We start from the raw sequence: 20,395 nt of genomic DNA on the forward strand, positions 1-20,395 counted from the left end.
AGTGATGCTCATCTGAATTCCTCGCCCGTGTGGCTCCGCCAGCAGGCCGGCCTCCCGTGAAGCTGATGGTCTCTGACCACTCACCAGCACACGGGAGGCCCGCTTGCATGTTGATACGGGAGGACGATGTGGAAGTACACGCACTACGCAGACAGGGGTGGACGATCTCCGCGATCGCCCGCCATACCGGTCACGTCAGGAAAACCATCCGCGCCTACCTCAACGGCGAGAGCACGCCTGGCGTGCGCAAGAACCAAACACCGATCCGTCCGAACCGTTCCTGGACTACGTGAGGTCGCGGCTGGCCGAGGATGGACCGTGCTTGGTCTGGGGGAGACCGTGATCTCACCAGGAGAATGTCGGTATTGCGGCACCGAGGAAGTTCGATCAGGAGACGCGGGAGCGGGCGGTGAGAGGTATTACGACTGGCTCGTAGAGCACGGCGGGTCGTAACTGTCCGCTCGTCAGCATGTAGGAGAGTTGGTTGGCATCAACGAGGCGACGTTGCCGAACTGGACCGTAAGGACCAGCCAATCGTCACCGCACGCGGAACCACGACCGTGGGCGAGCACGATGCCGAACTTGCTGCGCTCCTCAAGGAAGTCGCCGAATTGCGCAGAGCGAATAAGAGTTTGAAGACTGCGTCGGCGTTTCTCGCAGAGGCGGAGGTCGACCGCCGACTGCGGTGATCGTCGATTTCATCGACGCTCACAGGGACCGGTTCGGGGTCGCCCGGATCTGCCGAGTGCTCCGCGAGCACGGCATGCAGATCGCCCCGAGCACCTACTACGCCCGCGAACAAGCAGGTGCAGTCATGGCTGCCGCGCTCGCCGAGGCGTACGGCGCTCACGCTGTCTATCAGGCATTTCACCGCAATCGTGGTCGGGATGGTGTTCGTAAACTCTGGCACGCGATGCGCGGCGAAGGCCGCGAGATGGGCCGCGACCAAGTAGGTCCACTGATGCGGGTCTGCGGAATCGCGGGGGGCGTGCGGCAAACAGTGCACGATCAATACTCGGCATGCGATGAGCGTGCGCCTCGACATCCCGATCTCGTCGAACGTCAGTGTTCACGGCCAGCGTGTCCGGACCGGTGGTGGGTGGCCGACTTCACCTACTGCTGAACTGTTCGGGTTCGGCTATACCGCGTTCCTCGTCAATGTGTACTCGCGAAGGATATTGGGCAGGCGGGTGATGACCAGCAAGATGACACCACTGGCGACTAGGGTCCTCGAGTAAGCCTTGTTCACCCGGCGTAGGTGCGATTTCTCCGTCACTGCAACAGGATTGGTCCCTCGCGGCGATGCAGGTAGCCGGTACACGTCGCTGGCGTTCACCGAACCGTTGCGCGACTCAGGGTTGGCCGGGTCAATCGGTTCAGTCGGTGACGCTCTCGACAATGCGTTGATGGAATCGACGATTGGGTTGTATAAGACCGAAGTGATCGACCGCCAGAAGTCCTGGACCGGTCGGGCCGAGGTCGAGCGAGAGGCTGCCGCCTGGGGGCATCGGTACAACACCGAGCGGCTGCATTCACTGGTCGGCCACTGCCGACCGGTCGAGTACGAGGCGCGCTACCGTGAAGGCGTCGCCTCCGAAGCTGAGGTGGCCTAGAACAGGTCTCCATCCGATCCAGAGCGGTTTAGTTATGGGGTCGGCGGTGTAGTCCGTTCGAGTTTGTTCGTTCGATCACGAGTGTCCTACGACCAGAAGATCTTCGGCCGTTTCGGGCACGACAACAGAGGGTACCGATGTCTGCAGCCGGGCACCCTGACCCCAAATCGCGATGCCCGGCGAGGTGTCCGAGGTTGAGCCGCTAGCCCGGGCACCGACCCACTGCCGGGTTATGACCAGAATGGTACCGACGCCCGAACGTAGTCTGATTGGGCTACATGGGCCCGCTCGCGAAGAACGTTGCGGGACAACGCTGCTAGCGTCACACGGCATGCGGAAGGTCGGAGTCGTGTTCCTGATCGCCGGCCTCAGCCTGGTGATCATTGGCATTGTTGTGGCCTATACGACAGTGACGGTGCAAGGAGGAACGATCACCTGCGGGCACCCCCTCCTCCGGAGCAACGTGTTCGAACCGATCGAACCGTGCCGGAACATCATGCGCGACAAAGCCGTTCTCATGTGGTCGTTGTTCGCGGTGTCCGCGCCGGTGCTGTCCATCAGCTTCGTGACACTCTTCCTATCCTCCGAACGGAGGAATGACGAGATCCAGGCAGCGTCCCTCGAATCTTCGTGATCTGATATCGGACATGTTGGGGAGACGACTACTGGATCTGACGCTCGAATACCAGGCGTCGGTCGACTCACGCCGAGATGAGTATGCGAAGTTCGCGCAGGGGTTGGGGCAGCCCGTGGGCCGCGAGCCTGCCGACATCGCCGCCGATTACGAGAGCGCCCTGCTGGAACTCTTCGCCCGCCACTAGGTGTAGGTGAGTCCCGCATGCCGCAGTTGCTCGAACCTTCGTATCGCTATGTTCGTCGATGCGGCGTAGTCGATGACCGCCGCGCGGTTGGCGATGGCTCCGTCGATTTCGCCAGTCACATTCGCGACGGTGAGTTTGCCACGCGACTACCCGTACGGGCGGAACGGTAGCGACGGAATCTGCTGGTCCTCGGCGCCATTGCCAGAGAATCGTCCCTTTTCCTCGCCTGGTCGATTCGTTCGAGGATCGGGAACAGCACGCCCTTGGTGCCGTAGCGGTCGTGGTGATCGCAGGCGATGGTGTAGTGCGACAGGAAAGAGTCGTCGTAGGTGCAGACCAGCACGCCGTTCGGATAGGGCTTGGGCAGCGTCACGTACTCGATGCGGCCCAACCGGATCGTGGTGGCGCCGGCCGGTGGTGCCCCCACCAGGGCTCGAACCTGGGACCTGCGGATTAAAAGTCCGTAGCTCTACCAACTGAGCTATAGGGGCGTACCCCGGCGAGGCGGGGCGTCGATGAGTTTACAGCCTGTTGCGCCGGCCTGAACGGGGCCCTCCACGCGTGTCGCGAGCTGGTGCCCAAAACGGCCGTTTCTGCCCCTGACCACCCGATTTGTGGTTTGCTCGAAACCTGTCATAAGCTATGCGAGCTCCCAGCGGAGAAGCGAGACCGGCCCCCTTCGTCTAGCGGCCTAGGACGCCGCCCTTTCAAGGCGGTAGCGCGGGTTCGAATCCCGTAGGGGGTACGCCTGGACGAAACTCGGCAACGGGGGTCGGCCAGCACAATTGAACAAGGCCCTGTGGCGCAGTTGGTTAGCGCGCCGCCCTGTCACGGCGGAGGTCGCGGGTTCGAGTCCCGTCAGGGTCGCCAAGGTTTCGGTATCCACCGACACCGTCTGGCCAGGTAGCTCAGTTGGTACGAGCGTCCGCCTGAAAAGCGGAAGGTCGTCGGTTCGATCCCGACTCTGGCCACCGACGAAAACCTCCCGGTTCACCCGGGAGGTTTTTTCGTGTTCCGGCATCGGTGCCGGGGTTGGTGCCCACGGCGTGGGTCACTGGCCGATGGGGGCCGGCTGTCGGTGCGGGTTCTCGGTGGTCTATCTGCCCAGTCCGTGATGGAGTCCGGCGACGTCCTCCCGGCTGACGGCGCTGCCTACGGTGGTCCATCCGGGACGAGCCGCGTGGCCAGCCGTTCTCCAACTATAGTTGTGTTACTCTAACTTTCGTTGGAGAAGGGTGGGTCATGCAGCTCAACAAGCCGTTCGCCACGGTGACGCCGACCCTGGACGGCGACGTGCTCGCGGTTCTGGCGAGCGCTGATGTCACGTTCACGATCAGCCAGGTCCAGCGCATCCTCGGCACCGCATCAGGCGAAGGCATCCGCAAGGTCCTCAACCGGCTCAGCGCACAGGGCGTGGTGCTGCACGATGAAGTGGGGCGGACCCATACCTACCGTCTCAACACCGAGCATCTCGCGGCCCAGCCGATCATGGCGCTGTCGCGGCTGAACTCGACGTTCCTGCATCGCCTCGAACAGCATCTCACCGAGTGGGAGGGGTCGCTCCGGTACGCCGCGGTGTTCGGGTCGGCGGCGACCGGGCGGATGAGGCTGGACAGCGACATCGACGTGTTCCTGGTGCGCGCCACCGACTCTGAGGACGACGGGTGGGACCAGCGGGTCACCGAGCTCGCTCGTCTGGTCACCGCGTGGACCGGCAACGACGGCCGGATCATCGAGTACACGGAGGACGAGTTGCGCGCCGCGGTCGCCGCCGGTGAGCCTCTGCTCGACGACGTGTCGAAACAGGGCCTGACCGTTGCGGGGACACGGGCCTGGTTCACCGCGCAGCTGCGCCCGACGAGGAGGTCCTGATGGCGGGACAGCGGAACTGTGATGCCGCGGTCACTGCCGGCCGCATGTCCAAGGCGACCGAGTTCTTCGCGGCCGCCGACCATCTCGGACCGGAGATGCCCAACGCAGCCGGGGACCTCTACGTGGATGCAGGTATCGCAGCCTCGGACGTGATCTGCTGCGTGCGGCTCGGCGTGCACTCCAACACCGGGAACCACAGCGAGGCCGTCGCGTTGCTCAAGCGGGCAGACAGGGGATCCGAGCGGTATCTGAACATCCTCCTCAACCTGAAGAACAAAGCGGCCTACACTCATCAGAACCTCGCCGCCGCGGAGTTGACGAAGATGAGCCGCGCGGCGGAGCACCTGCTCGAGGCAGCCAAGAAGGCCGTGGCCGCCCGCGGGTAGTTCGCTGTTCGTGTCGTGGGCGCGCGGGTGCGGACCCGCATGGCGACGCGGAGAGCTGGGATCTGGCTGGGACGAGGGGAATTGCCGCGCGGTAGGGGTTGTCACCGGTCGGAGCGGAGCGCGGTGAGGCGCGCATCGAGCGCCGCGGCCACCGCGTCGAGCTCGCCGTCGAACAGGTCGGCATAGGTGTGGGCGGTCACCGTGATCGACGCGTGCCCCATCGCCACCTGCAGCAGACGCAGATCAGCGCCGGCCGCGCGGGCCAGACTCGCATAGGTGTGGCGCAGATCGTGCACCCGCAGTGTCGGGTAGCCCAGCGCGGTGACCTGCTCACGCCACCGCACCGCGCGCACCCAGTTCTCCCGGCTCAGCCGCGCCCCGCGCGGTGAGGTAACCGCCGGGGCGGTGCGGGCCCGTCCACCGATCCGGGCGGCCAGCACCGCCACCACGGACCCCGGGATGGGCACGGTCCGCAGCCCGGCGCGGCTCTTCGGGGTGCCGGTCACCAGTCGCCCGCCGACCTGGGTCATCGACCGCCGCACCGAGATCCGGCGGCGGACCAGATCCACGTCGGCCACGTTCAGCCCGGTCAGCTCACCCCAGCGCAGCCCGGTGTAGGCCAGGATGCGCACGATGTCACCCTGCACACCGCACCGCCCGGCGAGCTCGTCGACCTCGGCGTGGGTGAGGTAGAGGTGCTCGGCCGGCACCAGCGGCGGAAACACCGTCACCTCGGCCGGGTTCTTCACCAGCAGACCCTCGAGCACGGCATGCGCCAGGATCATCCGCAGCAGCGAATGCCGCCAGCGTCGGGTCCGCGGCGCACAGTCCATCGCGTTCACCCACGTCTGGATCGACGCCCGGTCCACCCGGGTCACCGGCCACGCCCCGAACTGCGGCTGCACGTACAGCCGCCAGTTGTCCTCGAAACCCCGCCGGACCTTCGGGGTCACGTCCTGGCGGGTGGCCAGCCAGGACGCATAGACCGCGGCGACGGTGAACGCGTCGCCGCGATGCGGGTCGAACACCACACCCCGGTTGCGGGCGGCGATCACCTCGGCCTCGAAGGCCTGCGCCTCGCGCCGCGTGCCGAACGTCTTGCTCCGGGTCCGCCGGTCGGGCAGCCGCCACTGCACCCGCCAGCGCAGCTCACCCGACCCCGTCCGGTAGCGGGTGATGCTCATCGCCGGCCTGCGGGACGGCCGCGGTACGGCAGCGGGGGTGTCACCGGTGCGGGTGCGCCGACAGTGTCCACGGCGGTGCCTCCCTCGGGGTCGGATGCGGGGTCGGGGGGTCGGGGGCACCCCCGCCCGCGGCCGGTGCGGCAGCGCCCGGCCCGGCGACGTCGTCGACAATGAGACGCGCCCGGCGCCCGTCCGGTTCCCATCACCGGAAGGCGGCACCCCGGCCGGGGAGGGATCTCCCACGGACGCCGCCTCGTACACGGCACAGACCCGTCGCCGGTTTTCACCGGCCGGAAGGTCCGGGTGGCCACATACTTCTCTGCATGAGAAATCGCGCCACGTCGGTGCTCATCCGCAGCGTCTACGGGACCGCGGCCGTCGAGTGGTTCCTGATCCTGGCGATCGGCACGATCCTCATCACCCGGCTGTACCTGCACCTGACCGGCTACCCGCAGATCGGTGGCGGCACCCTGCACATCGCCCACGCCCTGTGGGGTGGTGCGCTGATGATGCTGGCGCTGATCACCGGCTGGCTGTTCCTGGGCGCCACCGCGCGGGTGACGGCGGTGGTGTTGGGCGGCATCGGTTTCGGGCTGTTCCTCGACGAGGTCGGCAAGTTCGTCACCCGCGACAACGACTACTTCTACGGGCCGTCGGCGGAGATCATGTACGTCCTCGTTGTGCTGGTGTTGCTGATCAGCCGCATCGTCCGCGACTTCACCCCGCCGACCGGTGCCGAAGCCCTCGCCAACGCGGCCTCGATCGCCGCCGACGGCGTCGCCCACGGCCTGCCGGAGCGTCGTCGGCGACAGGCCGAGGAATTCCTCGAGATGGCCGCCGCCAAGGGCTTCGACGCCGCCACCGTCGACCAGGTGCGCGGCCTGCTCGACTCGAGCAAGGGCACACCGGACCGGCTGATGATCCTGCGGGACCGGGCCGTCGGCCTGATCCCCGACTTCTTCCGCAGTCCGCGCTGGGTGCCGGTCGTCGGCTGGAGCCTGGTGGCCTTCTCCACGGTCACCGTCGTCATCGGCGCGCTCAGCTTCGTGTTCACCAAGGACCGCTTCGACGACATCGACATCTACATCGAACTCGCCGACAACCGCATCGCCACCTGGATTCTGTTCCTCAGCGGCATCGCGACGCTGGCGCTGGCGTTGCCCGCCATGCTGGCCCGCCGGCGGGGGATGGCCGGGATCTGGCCGCTGCGCACCCTGCGCATCGCGTCGCTGGTGTTCATGCTGAGCAACGCCCTCGTCGACTTCGCGCTCGAAGGCTTCGGCGCGGTGCTCAACCTCGGCATCGGCCTGTTCGCACTCAGTGTGGTCAGCTATCACCTCGGGCAGGCGGTCACGGCGTCGGACGGGAAACGTGATCAACTGAGGGTGTGACTCACCTCGAACGGGCCGTGGCGGCCGAGCGCGTCGAACGGTTCGCCCCCCGCAGGGTCGACGTCCCGGGCGCGTGGCCGGCGTCGGTGGTGCTGACGGTGGCCGAGAAAGACGGCAGGCAGGGGATCTGGCTGTGCAAGCGGCCCCCGACCATGCGGCGCCACGCCGCCCAGTTCGCGCTGCCCGGCGGCCGGCTGGACCCGGGGGAGGACCACATCACCGCGGGACTGCGCGAGCTCGACGAGGAACTCGGGGTGCAACTGCCGCCGAGCTCGGTGCTGGGCACCCTCGACGACTACCCGACGCGCTCGGGCTTCGTGATCACCCCCATCGTCTGCTGGGCCGAGGACTACCAGGAGCCCACGCCGAACCCCGCCGAGGTGGCACAGCTGTTCTTCGTGACGTTCGCGGAACTCGCCGTGCAGCCCCGGTTCCTGACGATCCCGCAGTCGGAGCGCCCGGTGATCCAGCTGCCCATCGTCGAGGCGCTGGTGCACGCGCCCACCGCGGCGGTGATCTACCAGTTCGCCGAAGTCGTGCTGCGCGACCGCCACACCCGCGTCGACGAGTTCGAGCAGCCGGTATTCGCCTGGAAATAGACCCCTTCTGGGCCTTGTGACCGAATCGTACGGTCGTCCCACCGGATTGTGTCGTTCTCAGATACGTTCTGCGACAAGAATTTCCACCGATCAGACGACACGGATTCGGCTGGCGGGTCACTCGCCGGTTGGGCATGATGGCGGGCGTGACAGATGCCAACTCGTCGAACGCGGCGAACCCGCCCGTCGACGGCCGCTCACCGGACCGGGCTCCGGCAGCGACCCCGCAACCGCCGGCGACCGAGCCGGCGAAGGTCGTGTACCGCTACGAGTACAACGACCCCTATGCGCCGATGTCCACGCGCAAGCAGGTGCTGCTGGGCTGCGCGATCTCGCTCGTCGTGATCGCCTTCATGGTGGCCGCGCTTCTCATCGGGCGCGGATAGTCCGGTCACAGTGCCGAGACCGGGGGCCGGGATCAGCTCCGGTGACTCACCGTTGACGTCCTAGGTGGGCACGACGCCGCGCCTCACGCGGTCAGGATCATGGGCGGTAGCGGTCGACCATGCCCGTCAGCCACTCGACACCCACGGGGTTGGCGCTGTGCACCCGCACGACCTCGGGCCATACCTCGTGCTCGCACATCCACAACACCACCGGACGCGTCGTGTCGTCGGCCCCCGAGGTCGTGATCGAGAGACGGCTCCGTCACGGCATGGTCGGTCAGCATGCCGATCGCCTCCGCGCTCGTCTTCGCCCACGCCCAACCGTCGGGAGGCGTGCGCAGATCATCGACCCACAGCTTCATGGCGGTCCATCCTCTCAGATGGCTGGTGCCGGCCGCTCGGCGTCGCGCGAGTGAGAGCCATCGACCCCGCCGGCGGTGGACGCTGCGCAAAATGGGGGCCGCAAACTCGACTTCCGCCATCGGGTGATGTGTCTCACACGAGAAAGTCGGCCCCGGGGAATGAAACCGGACCGAGGGCCGTTTACAGTGGCGATGGGTGGACCAGGCCCACGCGAACCAACCACCTCGCTCGTCTGGAAGGACGCAATCATGACCGCAGCCACCACCGTCAAGGCCCCGATCCCCGCCGGCACCTGGAACATCGACGCCGTCCACTCGGCCGTCGGTTTCTCCGTCAAGCACCTCATGGTCAGCAAGGTGCGCGGCACCTTCGACACCTTCTCCGGCACCATCACCGTCGCCGAGGACGGCACCCCGGCCGTGCAGGCCGAGATCGACGTGACCTCGATCAACACCAACAACGAGCAGCGCGACGGCCACATCAAGTCGGCCGACTTCTTCGACGCCGAGCAGTTCCCCACGGCCACCTTCGTCTCCACCGGCGTGCGCGCCAAGGGCGACGACTACATCCTCGACGGCGACTTCACCCTCAAGGGCGTCACCAAGCCGGTCAGCCTCGAGCTCGAGTACAACGGCACCAACCCGGGCATGGGCCAGGGCGTCGTCGCCGGATTCGACGCAAAGACCGTCATCAACCGCAAGGACTTCGGCATCGACATCGAGATGCCCCTCGAAGGTGGCGGCGTCGTCGTCGGCGACAAGATCACCATCACCCTCGAGATCGAGGCTCTCCAGGCCTGATCTCCCGCACACCCCCGACCGGACTCGACACCCCTGAGTCCGGACGGTGCACGGACCGGCATCCACGCATCCCCCGCGTGGGTGCCGGTCTGTTCTCACCCGCCCGGGCGACAAGGGACTTTTGATGTGTCCTCGGTTACACACGCTTCGGTAGGCTGCCAGTATCGCCTTCAGGCAGGAGAAGCCCATGGGACGCAGGCGCCGCACCCGCCGTGGCGTGCCGTGGACGCGACTGAGACACCGCACCTCCGGGATGCTGTGGGGACTGCCCACGGTTCCGAGCCCCAAGACGTGGGCTCGCGTCGGCCCGGAGATGCGGGCCCGCATCGCCCGCCACGCGACCGTCACGGCGATGACCGGTGTCGTCGCCAGTAACGCGCTGATCGGCGTCGAGACCTTCCTCCTCGTCCAGCTGGCCTTCAACGGCGGGCAACTCACCTTCGCCGAAACGCTCGGCGCCCCCAACTTCCCGGCCGTCGTCGGCGCGATCATCACCGGCCTGCTGGTCAACCTGCTGCTCGGACTGCTGGTCTTCCGACCCCAGCTGCACTGGTTCATCAGCTGCCGGCCCGCCGACCATGCGCGTCGACGCTCGGTGCAACGAATACCCGGATTCCAGCTGCTCGTCACCGTGGTCGCGTGGTTCGGCGCCGCGCTGTTCTATGTACTCGTCGCCGACGACCTCACCGTCGCGACCGTCGCCGGCGTCGCGGTGGCGTTCAGCCTCGCCGGCATGTCGAGTGCCTGCCTGACCTATCTGTTCGTCGAACGCGCCGCCCGACCGCTGGCCATCGTCGTCCTCGAGGACTTCCCGGCCAACCACGTCATGAACGGCGTCCGGATCCGGCTGCTCGCGGTGTGGGCGGTGAGTTCGGCGGTGCCGATGATCGGGCTGCTGACCGTCAACGCCGGCCGCTTCACCGGGATGCTGCCCGAGGTCTACGGCGTCGTCGACTGGACCACCGTCGTGCTCACCATCGTCGGACTCCTCGCCGGGGCCCGCGTCATCGTCCTGGTCGGACAGGCCATCACCGACCCGCTGACCGAGATGCGCCAAGCCGTCCACCGCGTCGACCACGGCGACTACAACGCCCGCGTCCACGTCTACGACTCGTCGGAACTCGGTGTGCTGCAACACGGATTCAACGTGATGGTGCAGGGACTCGCCGAACGCGACCGGATGCGGGAGATCTTCGCCCGCCACGTCGGCGACACCGTCGCCGAACTCGCCATCAGCGACGGCGTCGGCATGCATGGCACCAACACCGAGGTGGGCGTCCTGTTCGTCGACATCGTCGGCTCGACGCGGCTGTCCCAGGACCGTAGTCCCGACGACGTCGCCGAACTGCTCAACGCGTTCTTCAGCATCGTCTTCGACGTCGTCGACCAGCACTCCGGCTTCGTCAACAAATTCGAGGGCGACGCCGCGCTCGCCGTCTTCGGGGCGCCCGTCGAACTCGACGACCCGGCCGGGCACGCGCTCGCCGCCGCCCGCGACCTCGCCGACCGCCTCGCCAAGAGCCTCGACATCCGGTGGGGGATCGGCGTCTCCTTCGGCGAGGTCTTCGCCGGCAACATCGGCGCCGAACGACGCTACGAATACACCGTCATCGGCGACCCGGTGAACGAATCCGCCCGCCTGTCCGACATGGCCAAGACCGGTCGCGTCCCCGCCCTGGCCAGCGGCGCCGCCCTCGACGCGGCCGGCGCGGAAGCCGACGAATGGGAACTCCTCGGCAGCCGCATCATGCGCGGCCGAACCCAGCCCACCGAGTTCTACGCCCCCACCGACCTCGTCGAACGACTCGGCTCGTCGCGCAACCTGATCGCCGAACTGCTTCGCCCGGCACGACGCATCGTCGGCGCCAGTCCACTGCGGCTGACGACGTTCTTCGGCGGGTGAGCACCGGAACGTCGGGACTGTCTGCTCGAGATGACTCGCCGTGTTCTGTTGGTTGAGCCGGTAGTGAGCGAAGCGAGTCACCGCGTCCTGCGGGTCGAGCGGAGCGAGCCACCGCGTCCTGCGGGTTGAGCCGGTAGCGAGCGAAGCGAGCCACGCGTCCTGCAGGTTGAGCCGGTAGCGAGCGAAGCGAGCCACCGCGTCGAAACCCCCCGGTCGCTCGAGACGGATCGTTGACGCCGTCCTACGTCGTCAATAGCGTGGGCCGCAGGATCGCGGTGACGACGCCGGGGCCACACACCACCCAGGGGGTTGCGATGAACGATTGGACGTCAGCGAACATTCCGGATCAGACAGGCCGCACCGTCGTGGTGACCGGCGCCAACAGCGGCCTCGGGGCCGAGACGGCCAAAGCGCTCGTCGCCGCCGGCGCGCACGTCATCCTGGCCTGCCGCAACACCACCAAGGCCGACGCCGTCGCGTCGAAGCTGGGACCCAACGCGACGGTCGCCGAACTCGACCTCGCCGACCTCGCCTCGGTCCGCTCCTTCGCATCGAGCTTCACCGGCGCCGACGTCCTCATCAACAACGCCGGACTCATGGCCGTACCGCTGCGGCGCACCGCCGACGGCTTCGAGATGCAGATCGGCACCAACCACCTCGGTCACTTCGCCCTCACCGCGCTGCTGCTGCCGAAGATCACCGACCGCGTCGTCACCGTGTCGTCGGGCGTGCACCAGATCGGGAGGATCCAACTCGACGACCTGAACTGGGAACAGCGCCGCTACCGCCGCTGGCAGGCCTACGGCGACTCCAAACTGGCCAATCTCATGTTCGGGCTCGAGCTCGCCAAACGACTCAAGGACGCCGGCTCGTCGAAGCAGTCGTTCATCGCCCACCCCGGTTATGCCGCAACGGAATTGCAGGGCCGCAGCGAGAACTTCACCGACGTCGTGGCGAAGCTGGGCAACAAGCTGCCGATCGCGCAGTCCGCCGCCGACGGGGCGTTGCCGCAGCTGTACGCCGCCACCATGTCGGGACTCGAATCCGGCACGTACTTCGGTCCGACCAAATTCTTCGGCCTCCACGGCGCGCCCGGACGGAACAAGTACAAGAAGGTCGCCGACGACGAGTCGTTCCGTGCGCGGCTCTGGGCCGAATCCGAACGTCTCACCGGGGAGAAGTTCGACGTGTCGGCGGGGTGAGTGCCGCAGCTCCTCACATACAGTGCGGGCTCAGTGCTGGAAACCAGCACTCAGCCCGCATTGTGCTACGTCCCCGGTCGAGGGATCACTCGACCGAGAACGCGATGCTGTTCGATGCGCCCGAGATCAGGTCGGTGACGCGGATGGTGAAGTTGCCGCCGCCCTTGAAGAAGTAGGACTTCACCGCGGTGCAGTCCTGCGTCTTGTACAGCGCCGCTTCCTTGGGCACCTTCGGTCCGGCGAGGCGGACCTCCATGCGGCACTCGTTGCCGTCGACGATGGGGCCGGAGGCGATGATCGAGTTCCAGCGCACGCCGAGGCGTGAGTTCTTCGCGAAGGTGCCCGGCGTCGTCTCCTTGGCGCCCTTCGGGTTGTAGGCCCAGACGTTGATCGACTTCACGCCGTTCGGCGCGCCCGCGCGGCCGAGCTTGCCGTAGTGGGTGACCTTGTCGCCCGACGACCCCAGCGCGGCGCTTCCGGAGTCCAGGCTGCCGCTGGCGCTGCCGAACAGGTCGTCGACCGGGTTGGCCGTCGCCGGGGCGATCGGGATCAGCATGGCGGCAGCAACCAACAAACCGGCGACACCGGAGCGCTTCATCGAGTTTCCCCCTCGTGATTTATAACGAAACGATTTAAGCATCGTCGCCGCAACTGTGCTGTGTCCCACTTCACACCCCGGGGCGCGGGTGTTCTCTGGGGGCAACAGGCCGATCGCGCAGCGAGCGATACGGCGGCCGAGGGGCGGACCGTCCGACGATGTGAGTGGCGGGTCGCGGACGAGTAGAGTTCCGCGGGTTCACCACCCCGATACAGAGGAGTCCGCGGTGCGGAAGTCCGCGCAGACCGCCCCCGACGCGGTGTCACCGGCCACCATCTCGCCGGCCGACCGCCAGTCCGTCCTGCTGACGCTGCGCTCACCGAGTCGGCTGCGCACCGAGGTCCTCGCCGGACTCGTCGTCGCGCTGGCCCTGATCCCCGAGGCGATCTCGTTCTCGATCATCGCCGGCGTCGACCCGCGGGTCGGCCTGTTCGCGTCGTTCACGATGGCGGTGACCATCGCGATCGTCGGCGGACGACCCGCGATGATCTCGGCCGCGACCGGTGCGGTCGCGCTGGTCGTCGCACCGCTCGTCGAGAGTCACGGCCTGCAGTACCTGATCGCCGCGGTGCTGCTCGGGGGCATCTTCCAGGTCCTGCTGGGTGCGCTCGGGGTCGCCAAGCTGATGCGATTCATCCCGCGCAGTGTGATGGTCGGCTTCGTCAACGCGCTGGCCATCCTCATCTTCTCCGCGCAGGTGCCGCATCTGCTGGGCGTGCCGTGGCTGGTGTACCCGATGGTGACCGCCGGTATCGCGATCATCGTCTGGTTCCCGCGCCTGACGACCGTGGTGCCGGCGCCGCTGGTCGCCATCGTGCTGCTGACCGGGGTGACCCTGATCGCGAGCCTGAACGTGCCGAATGTCGGTGACGAGGGCGAACTCCCGGACAGCCTGCCGACGCTGCTGGTGCCCGACGTGCCGTTCACCTGGGAGACCTTCACCGTCATCGCGCCGTACGCGCTCGCCATCGCCGTCGTCGGTCTCCTCGAGTCGCTGATGACCGCGAAACTCGTCGACGACATCACCGACACCCACTCCAACAAGTCCCGCGAAGCCGTCGGGCAGGGAGTCGCCAATCTGGTCACCGGCCTCTTCGGCGGCATGGGCGGCTGCGCGATGATCGGCCAGACGATGATCAACGTCAAGGAATCCCGTGCGCGCACGCGCATCTCGACGTTCCTGGCCGGCGTCTTCCTGCTGATACTCGTTGTGGGACTGGGCGATGTGGTCGCCAAGATCCCGATGGCCGCGCTGGTCGCGGTGATGATCATGGTGTCGGTCGGCACCTTCGACTGGCACAGCATCAACCCGAAGACGTTGCGCCGCATGCCGAAGTCGGAAACCGTCGTGATGCTGGCGACGGTCGCGGTGACGGTCGCGACGTCGAATCTGGCGTACGGCGTCGTCGTCGGCGTGCTGACCGCGTCGGTGCTGTTCGCGCGTCGCGTCGCGCATATGACGGAGGTGGTCGAGGTCGCCGGACCTGACGCCAACACGCGCGTGTACAAGGTCCGGGGCGAACTGTTCTTCGCCTCGAGCAACGACCTCGTCTACCAGTTCGACTACACCGCCGGCGAGCCCAACGTCGTCATCGACCTCAGCGACTCGCACGTCTGGGACGCGTCGTCGGTGGCGACCCTCGACGCGATCACCACCAAGTACGAGGCCAAGGGCAAGGACGTCACGATCGTCGGGCTCAACGACGCCAGCGCCGAACGGCACGGCCGGTTGAGCGGGCACCTCGGCGGGGAGTAGCGCGGTGTCGTGCCGGTTCCTACTGCTGGGCTGAGCCGGTACCGAGCGCAGCGAGGCACCGCGTCGAAGCCACCCGCAAGCCGACATCGAACCCGCTGGGGATCGAGCTACTACCTGTGGATACGACAGTGCCGCAGGCCTCGCCATCGTCCACAGTCGATCCATGTCCGGCTTCGTCTACATCCTCGAGTGCGCCGACGGCAGTCTGTATGTCGGCAGCACGCGCAACGTCGAGCACCGCGTCAACCAGCACATGAGTGGGAAAGGTTCGAGGTACACGCGCTCACGGCTTCCTGTTCGTCTCGTCTATCAAAGAGAGTTCCCGCATATCGGTGAGGCGCATGCGGCCGAACGCCGCCTGCACGGTTGGTCGCGTGCAAAGCGTCGTGCGCTCGTCGAAGGGAGAATGGATCTGCTGCCCGGCCTCGCGATGAAGGGTGGGCAGCGGAGGCTCATGATCGACCCATGAGGGTGGCGGTGCGGGGGCTTCGACGCGGTGCCTCGCTGCGCTCGGTACCAGCTCAGCCGGCGGTGGGGGTGGCGGTGCGGGGGCTTCGACGCGGTGCCTCGCTGCGCTCGGTACCGGCTCAGCCGGCAGTGGAGGTGGCGGTGCGGGGGCTTCGACGCGGTGCCTCGCTTCGCTCGGTACCGGCTCAGCCAGCGGTGGGCAGCCGTCAGCCGGCGGGCATCGGGGCAACGATTGAACCCCAATGCTCGAACGTGCGTTCGATCCGGGTGTATGGTGGCGACATGTCCATCGGCATCCAGGGCTCGTTGTTCGCCGAGGTCGCCGCAGAAACGGCGCTCGGCGACCTGTCGACCTCGATGACGCGGCGTCCACTCACCGACGGTGCGTGGGTGGACCTGTGCCCGGGGTGGATCGGCGGGCCGGACGAACTCTTCGACCGCCTCCGCGAGAACGTCCCCTGGCGGGCCGAACGGCGTCAGATGTACGACCGTGTCGTCGACGTCCCGCGGCTGGTCTCGATCTACCAGAAGGACGATCCGTTTCCCGACGGGCTGATCACCGACATGCGGGCCGCGTTGAGCCGCCACTACCGGGACGAGCTGCCCGAGGGGTTCGCGACCGCCGGCATCAGCCTCTACCGCGACGGCAACGACTCGGTCGCCTGGCACGGTGACCGCATCGGCCGGGCGTCGACCCACGACACGATGGTGGCGATCGTCTCCTTGGGAGCCCCGCGCCCACTGATGCTGCGCCCGCGAGGCGGTGGCAAGTCGCTGAAGTTCACCCTGTCGTCGGGCGACCTGCTGGTCATGGGCGGCAGCTGCCAGCGCACCTGGGAACACGCGGTACCCAAGGTGCGCGGCGTCGGCGCCCGGATCAGCATCCAGCTGCGGCCGCCCGGGGTGTGGTGAGCGAGCCAGTCCTGGGCGTCGAGCGGGTTGTGGGGTGGTTGCTCGTTTCGACGCGGTGGCTCGCTGGCGCTCGCTACCGGCTCAACGAGCGGGGGTGGTTGCTCGTTTCGACGCGGTGGCTCGCTGGCGCTCGCTACCGGCTCAACGAGCGGGGTCGCGAGCTCAGCCGGCGTTCGAGATCGGCGTGATCGGCAACCGCAGGGCGGCGGGTGCGTACTCGGGGACCGTGGGACGGACCGGCGGCACCGGGGCGACCGGCTCATACGACGCACCGAGCTCCGGCCGCGGATCGGCCTCACCGGCGTTGGGCCACATGGCGAGTGCGCGTTCGGCCTGCGCGGTGATCGTCAGCGACGGATTCACGCCGAGGTTCGCCGACACCGTCGAACCGTCGACGATGTGCAGGCCCGGGTGGTTGAACACACGGTGATACGGGTCCACGACGCCGTCGGCGGCGGACCGTCCGATCGAGCAACCGCCCAGGAAATGCGCGGTCATCGGGATGTTCAGCCAGTCGACGATGGAACCGCCGGCGTCGCCGTCGATCTCGTCGGCCATCTTGCGGACCGCCTCGTGGCCGACGGGGATCCAGGTCGGCGGGGGCTCGCCGGCACCCTGCTTGCTGCGCAACATCGGTCCGAAACGTCCTCGGCGGGCGAACAATTCGAGGGAGTTGTCGGCGGTCTGCATCACCAGCGCGATGATCGTGCGTTCCGACCAGCGTCGCACCGACAGGCCCCGCAACGTGACGAGCGGGTGCTTGATCATCTCGACCAGAGCCGCCAGCGGACGAGGCAGACGGCTGTCGCCATCGATCAGCATCGCCTGCAACAGTCCGATCAGGTTGCTGCCCTTGCCATAACGCACCGGCTCGATGGGCGTGTTCGTTCGGGTGGAACGACGACGTGATCGCCACACCCTCGGTGTAGTCGACCTTCAGGTCGGTGGCGGTCGCGGCCAGGACGGCCTCGGAGTTGGTGCGGACCACCTTGCCCAGACGCGACGACAGCCCGGGAAGGGTTCCGCTCTGCTGCATGTCCAGCAGAAGCTTGTTGGTGCCGTAGGTGCCGGCGGCGAAGACGACGTGGTCGGCGGTGAACGACCGGCGACCACGACGCGACCGGCGTCGACCCGTCCGATGCGCCCCGACCGTGTGCCCGCCTCCGGAACGCGGGCGGACGGTGTCGACGGTGGTCAGCGGAATGACCGTCGCTCCCGCCTGCTCGGCGAGATACAGGTAGTTCTTGACCAGCGTGTTCTTCGCGCCGACCGGGCAGCCGGTCATGCAGGCGCCGCAGTCGGTGCAGCCGGTACGGGCCGGGCCGGCACCGCCGAAGTACGGGTCCTCGACGGTCTTGCCCGGCTCACCGAAGAAGACGCCGACAGGGGTGTGGACGAACGTGTCGCCGACGCCCATGTCCTCGGCGACCTTGCGGATCACCCGGTCGGCCGGCGTCACCTTCGGGTAGGTGGTCACGCCGAGCATGCGTGACGCCTGGTCGTAGTAGGGGTCGAGTTCGGCGGCCCAGTCGGTGATCCGGCCCCAGTGCGGGTCGTCGAAGAAGGCGGGGAGCGGCCGGTAGAGCGTGTTCGCGTAGTTGAGCGAGCCTCCGCCCACACCCGCACCGGCCATGACCAGCACGTCGCGCAGGAGATGCATGCGCTGCACGCCGAACATACCGAGTGCCGGTGCCCACACGTAATCCCGGAGGCGCCAACTGGTCTTGGGGAGGTCGGCGTCGGTGAAACGACGACCCGACTCGATGACCGCGACGCGATAACCCTTCTCCGTCAACCGGAGTGCGGCCACCGAACCGCCGAATCCGGAACCGATGACGATGGCGTCGTAGTGGTCGGCGTCATGACGAACGGCGTCACGAACACGGGAGCGCGTCACTGGGCGAGGGTCCTCTCGGGATCGGTGTCGATTGCGGTGGTCTCAACGGCTTCGGAGACGGCCGGGACGGCGTCGTCGAAGCGGTGGTCGGCGGCCTCGAAGGACGCCATCTGCCGACGGAAGTCACTGGTGAACTTGGGCCACATCACCGAGTTGCGTCCGGTGGAGTCGAGGTACCAGCTCGAGCAACCGCCCGAATTCCACACCGTGCGTTCGAGTTCGGGGTCCAGGTCGGCGTTGTAGGAGTCCTGCGCGGCCTGGGTGACCTCGAAGGTCGAGTGTCCGGACCGGGTGACCTCGGCGATCGTCTTCGACATGTAGTACGCCTGCGGTTCGAGCATCAGCACGATCGAGCTGTGGCCCAGATTGGTGTTGGGGCCGTACAGGAAGAACAGATTCGGGAAGCCGTGGACCTCCACGCCGCGGTATGCGCGCGGCGAGCCCTGCCACGTCTCCGCCAGGGTGCGTCCGTCGCGCCCGGTGACGACCTTCGCGATGGGCGGTTCGGTGGGGGTGAATCCGGTGGCGAAGATGACGGTGTCGACCTCGTGCTCGCGGCCCTGATCGTCGACGGCGCCGTTCGCGGTGAGGCGGGTGATGGCGCCGGTCACGGTGGCGTTGTCCCGCTGCAGGGCGGGGAACCACTTGTTGGTCAACAGCATCCGCTTGCAGCCGATGGTGTAGTCGGGGGTGAGGCGCTTGCGCAGGGCACGGTCGCGGACCTGGACGCGGAGCTGTGCCAGGGCAAGGGTTTTCGCGATCGGCAGCAGCTTGGGGTTGCGCGCCATCATCAGCACGTAGGCCTCGCGGTAGGCCCACACCATCCGTCGGACCAGGCGATGGACGCCGGGGACGCGCTTGTAGACGGCGCGTTCCATCGGGCCGATGTTGCGGTCGAGGCGTGGCACGACCCAGGCGGGGGTGCGCTGGAAGACGGTGAGATGTCCGACGGTGTCGACGATCTCGGGCACGATCTGGATCGCCGACGCGCCGGTGCCGACGATCGCGACCTTACGTCCGCGCAGGTCGTGGGTGTGGTCCCAGTGGGCGGAGTGGAACATCGTGCCGGTGAACCCGTCGGCGCCCGGCACCTCGGGTAGTCCCGGCTCGGACAGCGCGCCCGGCGCGGCGACGAGGAAGCGGGTGCGGATCCGGCCGGTGGTCGTGTCGACGACCCACTCCTGCGCGGCACCGTCCCAGCGGGCCGCGGTCAGCGCGCAGTCGTAGCGGATCTGGTCCTCATAATCGGCGGCGACGGAACGCAAATAGTTGTGGATCTCGTGGCGTCGACCGTAGGTGTGCGACCAGTCCGGGTTCGGGGCGAACGACAGCGAGTACAGCGAGGTCGGGACGTCGCAGGCGGCACCCGGGTAGTCGTTCTCGCGCCAGACCCCGCCGGCGCCGCCGGCGCGCTCGATGGCGAGCGTCTGCAGCCCGGGATGGTCCTTGCGCAGCCGGTGAAGTGCGGCGAGGCCGCCGAATCCGACGCCGACGACGAGAACGTCGACGCGTTCGGGGAGCGAACTGAGTTCAGTCATGGGTCAACAGGTCCTTCCAGACGGGCAGAAGACGGTCGAGGTAGTCGCGGTCGGCGGCGGGGGATCGCAGGATGCGCGACACCGCGAGGCCGCGTGCGAGTTCGATGGACAGTTCGAGTTCCTGCGGGGTGTACCGGTCGCCGAACAGCTCGGCGCAACCCAAGGCGAGGGCGTCGGAGACCCGCTGTTCGAGCGGGATGAGGGCGGTGCGCAGGCCGACGTCACAGCGGGCGGCCACCCAGAGCTCCAGGGCGGCGTCGAACAGCGGTCCGCTGAACGCCTCGATCAGGACTTCGAGTCCCTCCTCACCCGTACGCGGGCGGGACAGGACCTCCTCGAGACGACGGTCGACGAGGTGTGCGACGGCCGCGACCACCAGCGATTCCCGGGTGGGGAAGTGGTGCAGCAGTGCGCCGCGGGAGACGCCTGCGCGCCGGTTGACCTCCTGGGTGGTGGTGGCCGCGTAGCCGACCTCGACCAGCGCTTCGACCGCGGCGTCGAGGACCCGGGTGCGGGTCGCCGCGGTGCGTTCGGCCTGGGTTCGCCGACGCGGAGTGCTGGTGGGCTCGGTCACAGTGGTGAGCGTAACACACAAACAGTCCGGACTGCTCGTAAGTGGGTGGGGGGTTTCGACGCGGCGCCTCGCTGCGCTCGGTGCCGGCTCAACCGGCGGAGGGGGCGGGTGTCTCGCGTCGTGAGGTGCCGG

At 67.5% G+C, this 20,395-nt stretch carries 19 protein-coding genes, 4 tRNA genes, 4 pseudogenes and 1 other annotated feature; of the genes and pseudogenes, 18 read left to right on the forward strand and 9 right to left on the reverse strand.

Annotation, left to right across the window (positions count from 1 at the left end; genetic code table 11):
* Nucleotides 1-107 precede the first annotated feature (107 nt).
* From GOAMI_RS23395 to GOAMI_RS23000, 4 genes and pseudogenes are all read left to right on the forward strand, one after another.
* A pseudogene (locus GOAMI_RS23395) lies at nucleotides 108-313 on the forward strand (IS21 family transposase); the annotation flags it as partial.
* Nucleotides 314-364: 51 nt separating this feature from the next.
* Nucleotides 365-1,613: pseudogene (locus tag GOAMI_RS05425) on the forward strand (IS3 family transposase).
* Nucleotides 647-778, forward strand: a sequence feature (AL1L pseudoknot). It overlaps the preceding pseudogene by 132 nt.
* A 349-nt stretch (nucleotides 1,614-1,962) precedes the next feature.
* Nucleotides 1,963-2,247, forward strand: coding sequence for a hypothetical protein (locus GOAMI_RS05430; RefSeq protein ID WP_157228273.1), 285 nt, complete (start codon nucleotides 1,963-1,965; stop codon nucleotides 2,245-2,247).
* A gap of 13 nt (nucleotides 2,248-2,260) precedes the next feature.
* Nucleotides 2,261-2,434: a hypothetical protein gene (locus tag GOAMI_RS23000; RefSeq protein ID WP_006435398.1), complete on the forward strand. Its 174-nt coding sequence runs from the start codon at nucleotides 2,261-2,263 to the stop codon at nucleotides 2,432-2,434.
* Here GOAMI_RS23000 and GOAMI_RS23400 read toward each other — a convergent pair.
* The 3 genes from GOAMI_RS23400 to GOAMI_RS05440 form a co-directional block, all read right to left on the reverse strand.
* Complete coding sequence (locus GOAMI_RS23400) at nucleotides 2,431-2,553, reverse strand: hypothetical protein (protein ID WP_255219180.1); 123 nt, start codon at nucleotides 2,551-2,553, stop codon at nucleotides 2,431-2,433. The genes GOAMI_RS23000 and GOAMI_RS23400 overlap by 4 nt on opposite strands.
* On the reverse strand, nucleotides 2,550-2,861 hold the full coding sequence (locus tag GOAMI_RS22490; protein WP_081598194.1) for a polysaccharide deacetylase family protein: 312 nt from the start codon (nucleotides 2,859-2,861) through the stop codon (nucleotides 2,550-2,552). The genes GOAMI_RS23400 and GOAMI_RS22490 overlap by 4 nt, the downstream gene beginning before the upstream one ends.
* A tRNA-Lys gene (locus tag GOAMI_RS05440) sits at nucleotides 2,850-2,925 on the reverse strand. The genes GOAMI_RS22490 and GOAMI_RS05440 overlap by 12 nt, the downstream gene beginning before the upstream one ends.
* Nucleotides 2,926-3,106: 181 nt before the next feature.
* Between GOAMI_RS05440 and GOAMI_RS05445 the strand changes: the two genes are divergently transcribed.
* The 5 genes from GOAMI_RS05445 to GOAMI_RS05465 all read left to right on the forward strand — a co-directional run bounded on the left by GOAMI_RS05445 (nucleotide 3,107) and on the right by GOAMI_RS05465 (nucleotide 4,692).
* Nucleotides 3,107-3,179 (forward strand) — tRNA-Glu (locus tag GOAMI_RS05445).
* 48 nt (nucleotides 3,180-3,227) lie between these two features.
* Nucleotides 3,228-3,304, forward strand: a tRNA-Asp gene (locus GOAMI_RS05450).
* A gap of 27 nt (nucleotides 3,305-3,331) precedes the next feature.
* Nucleotides 3,332-3,405, forward strand: a tRNA-Phe gene (locus GOAMI_RS05455).
* Nucleotides 3,406-3,676: 271 nt separating this feature from the next.
* Complete coding sequence (locus GOAMI_RS05460) at nucleotides 3,677-4,306, forward strand: nucleotidyltransferase domain-containing protein (RefSeq protein ID WP_006435399.1); 630 nt, start codon at nucleotides 3,677-3,679, stop codon at nucleotides 4,304-4,306.
* Complete coding sequence (locus tag GOAMI_RS05465; RefSeq protein ID WP_006435400.1) at nucleotides 4,306-4,692, forward strand: hypothetical protein; 387 nt, start codon at nucleotides 4,306-4,308, stop codon at nucleotides 4,690-4,692. Before GOAMI_RS05460 ends, GOAMI_RS05465 begins: the two co-directional genes overlap by 1 nt.
* Before the next feature lie 101 nt (nucleotides 4,693-4,793).
* Here the strand turns inward: GOAMI_RS05465 and GOAMI_RS05470 are convergent, their stop codons facing one another.
* On the reverse strand, nucleotides 4,794-5,876 hold the full coding sequence (locus GOAMI_RS05470) for a tyrosine-type recombinase/integrase (RefSeq protein ID WP_006435401.1): 1,083 nt from the start codon (nucleotides 5,874-5,876) through the stop codon (nucleotides 4,794-4,796).
* Between the two features lie 344 nt (nucleotides 5,877-6,220).
* Between GOAMI_RS05470 and GOAMI_RS05475 the strand changes: the two genes are divergently transcribed.
* The 3 genes from GOAMI_RS05475 (at nucleotide 6,221) to GOAMI_RS05485 (ending at nucleotide 8,252) form a co-directional block, all read left to right on the forward strand.
* The gene (locus tag GOAMI_RS05475) at nucleotides 6,221-7,267 is read left to right on the forward strand and encodes a hypothetical protein (protein ID WP_006435402.1); all 1,047 of its coding nucleotides are present in this window, start codon (nucleotides 6,221-6,223) and stop codon (nucleotides 7,265-7,267) included.
* Nucleotides 7,264-7,866 carry an NUDIX hydrolase gene (locus tag GOAMI_RS05480; RefSeq protein ID WP_006435403.1) on the forward strand — a complete coding sequence of 201 codons (603 nt, stop codon included), beginning with the start codon at nucleotides 7,264-7,266 and terminating at the stop codon, nucleotides 7,864-7,866. Before GOAMI_RS05475 ends, GOAMI_RS05480 begins: the two co-directional genes overlap by 4 nt.
* A 137-nt stretch (nucleotides 7,867-8,003) precedes the next feature.
* Nucleotides 8,004-8,252, forward strand: coding sequence for a hypothetical protein (locus tag GOAMI_RS05485; RefSeq protein WP_232513116.1), 249 nt, complete (start codon nucleotides 8,004-8,006; stop codon nucleotides 8,250-8,252).
* Between the two features lie 97 nt (nucleotides 8,253-8,349).
* Here GOAMI_RS05485 and GOAMI_RS23760 read toward each other — a convergent pair.
* A pseudogene (locus tag GOAMI_RS23760) lies at nucleotides 8,350-8,734 on the reverse strand (cyclic-phosphate processing receiver domain-containing protein).
* Between the two features lie 129 nt (nucleotides 8,735-8,863).
* On the opposite strand from GOAMI_RS23760, the gene GOAMI_RS05495 reads away from it, so the two are divergent.
* The 3 genes from GOAMI_RS05495 (at nucleotide 8,864) to GOAMI_RS05505 (ending at nucleotide 12,520) form a co-directional block, all read left to right on the forward strand.
* Nucleotides 8,864-9,415: a YceI family protein gene (locus GOAMI_RS05495; RefSeq protein ID WP_006435405.1), complete on the forward strand. Its 552-nt coding sequence runs from the start codon at nucleotides 8,864-8,866 to the stop codon at nucleotides 9,413-9,415.
* A 187-nt stretch (nucleotides 9,416-9,602) separates the two neighbouring features.
* On the forward strand, nucleotides 9,603-11,318 hold the full coding sequence (locus tag GOAMI_RS05500; protein WP_006435406.1) for an adenylate/guanylate cyclase domain-containing protein: 1,716 nt from the start codon (nucleotides 9,603-9,605) through the stop codon (nucleotides 11,316-11,318).
* 314 nt (nucleotides 11,319-11,632) lie between these two features.
* The gene (locus tag GOAMI_RS05505) at nucleotides 11,633-12,520 is read left to right on the forward strand and encodes an oxidoreductase (protein WP_006435407.1); all 888 of its coding nucleotides are present in this window, start codon (nucleotides 11,633-11,635) and stop codon (nucleotides 12,518-12,520) included.
* A gap of 85 nt (nucleotides 12,521-12,605) precedes the next feature.
* Here GOAMI_RS05505 and GOAMI_RS05510 read toward each other — a convergent pair whose 3' ends face one another.
* Nucleotides 12,606-13,118, reverse strand: a complete 513-nt coding sequence (locus tag GOAMI_RS05510; protein WP_006435408.1) for a hypothetical protein — start codon at nucleotides 13,116-13,118, stop codon at nucleotides 12,606-12,608.
* Between the two features lie 226 nt (nucleotides 13,119-13,344).
* On the opposite strand from GOAMI_RS05510, the gene GOAMI_RS05515 reads away from it, so the two are divergent.
* The 3 genes from GOAMI_RS05515 to GOAMI_RS05525 all read left to right on the forward strand — a co-directional run bounded on the left by GOAMI_RS05515 (nucleotide 13,345) and on the right by GOAMI_RS05525 (nucleotide 16,254).
* A complete protein-coding gene (locus tag GOAMI_RS05515; RefSeq protein ID WP_006435409.1) occupies nucleotides 13,345-14,874 on the forward strand; it encodes a SulP family inorganic anion transporter in 1,530 nt (509 codons plus the stop codon).
* A 163-nt stretch (nucleotides 14,875-15,037) separates the two neighbouring features.
* Entirely contained in the window at nucleotides 15,038-15,343 is a 306-nt protein-coding gene (locus GOAMI_RS05520) for a GIY-YIG nuclease family protein (RefSeq protein ID WP_006435410.1), read from the forward strand.
* A gap of 281 nt (nucleotides 15,344-15,624) precedes the next feature.
* Nucleotides 15,625-16,254, forward strand: a complete 630-nt coding sequence (locus GOAMI_RS05525) for an alpha-ketoglutarate-dependent dioxygenase AlkB (RefSeq protein ID WP_006435411.1) — start codon at nucleotides 15,625-15,627, stop codon at nucleotides 16,252-16,254.
* 162 nt (nucleotides 16,255-16,416) lie between these two features.
* Here the strand turns inward: GOAMI_RS05525 and GOAMI_RS05530 are convergent.
* The 3 genes and pseudogenes from GOAMI_RS05530 to GOAMI_RS05540 all read right to left on the reverse strand — a co-directional run bounded on the left by GOAMI_RS05530 (nucleotide 16,417) and on the right by GOAMI_RS05540 (nucleotide 20,263).
* Nucleotides 16,417-18,151, reverse strand: a pseudogene (locus tag GOAMI_RS05530) (GMC oxidoreductase).
* On the reverse strand, nucleotides 18,148-19,689 hold the full coding sequence (locus GOAMI_RS05535) for a flavin-containing monooxygenase (protein ID WP_006435413.1): 1,542 nt from the start codon (nucleotides 19,687-19,689) through the stop codon (nucleotides 18,148-18,150). Before GOAMI_RS05535 ends, GOAMI_RS05530 begins: the two are co-directional and overlap by 4 nt.
* A complete protein-coding gene (locus GOAMI_RS05540; protein ID WP_006435414.1) occupies nucleotides 19,682-20,263 on the reverse strand; it encodes a TetR/AcrR family transcriptional regulator in 582 nt (193 codons plus the stop codon). Before GOAMI_RS05540 ends, GOAMI_RS05535 begins: the two co-directional genes overlap by 8 nt.
* Between the last annotated feature and the right edge of the window lie 132 nt (nucleotides 20,264-20,395).

The organism is Gordonia amicalis NBRC 100051 = JCM 11271 (assembly GCF_000332995.1).
Classification (GTDB): Bacteria; Actinomycetota; Actinomycetes; order Mycobacteriales; family Mycobacteriaceae; genus Gordonia; species Gordonia amicalis.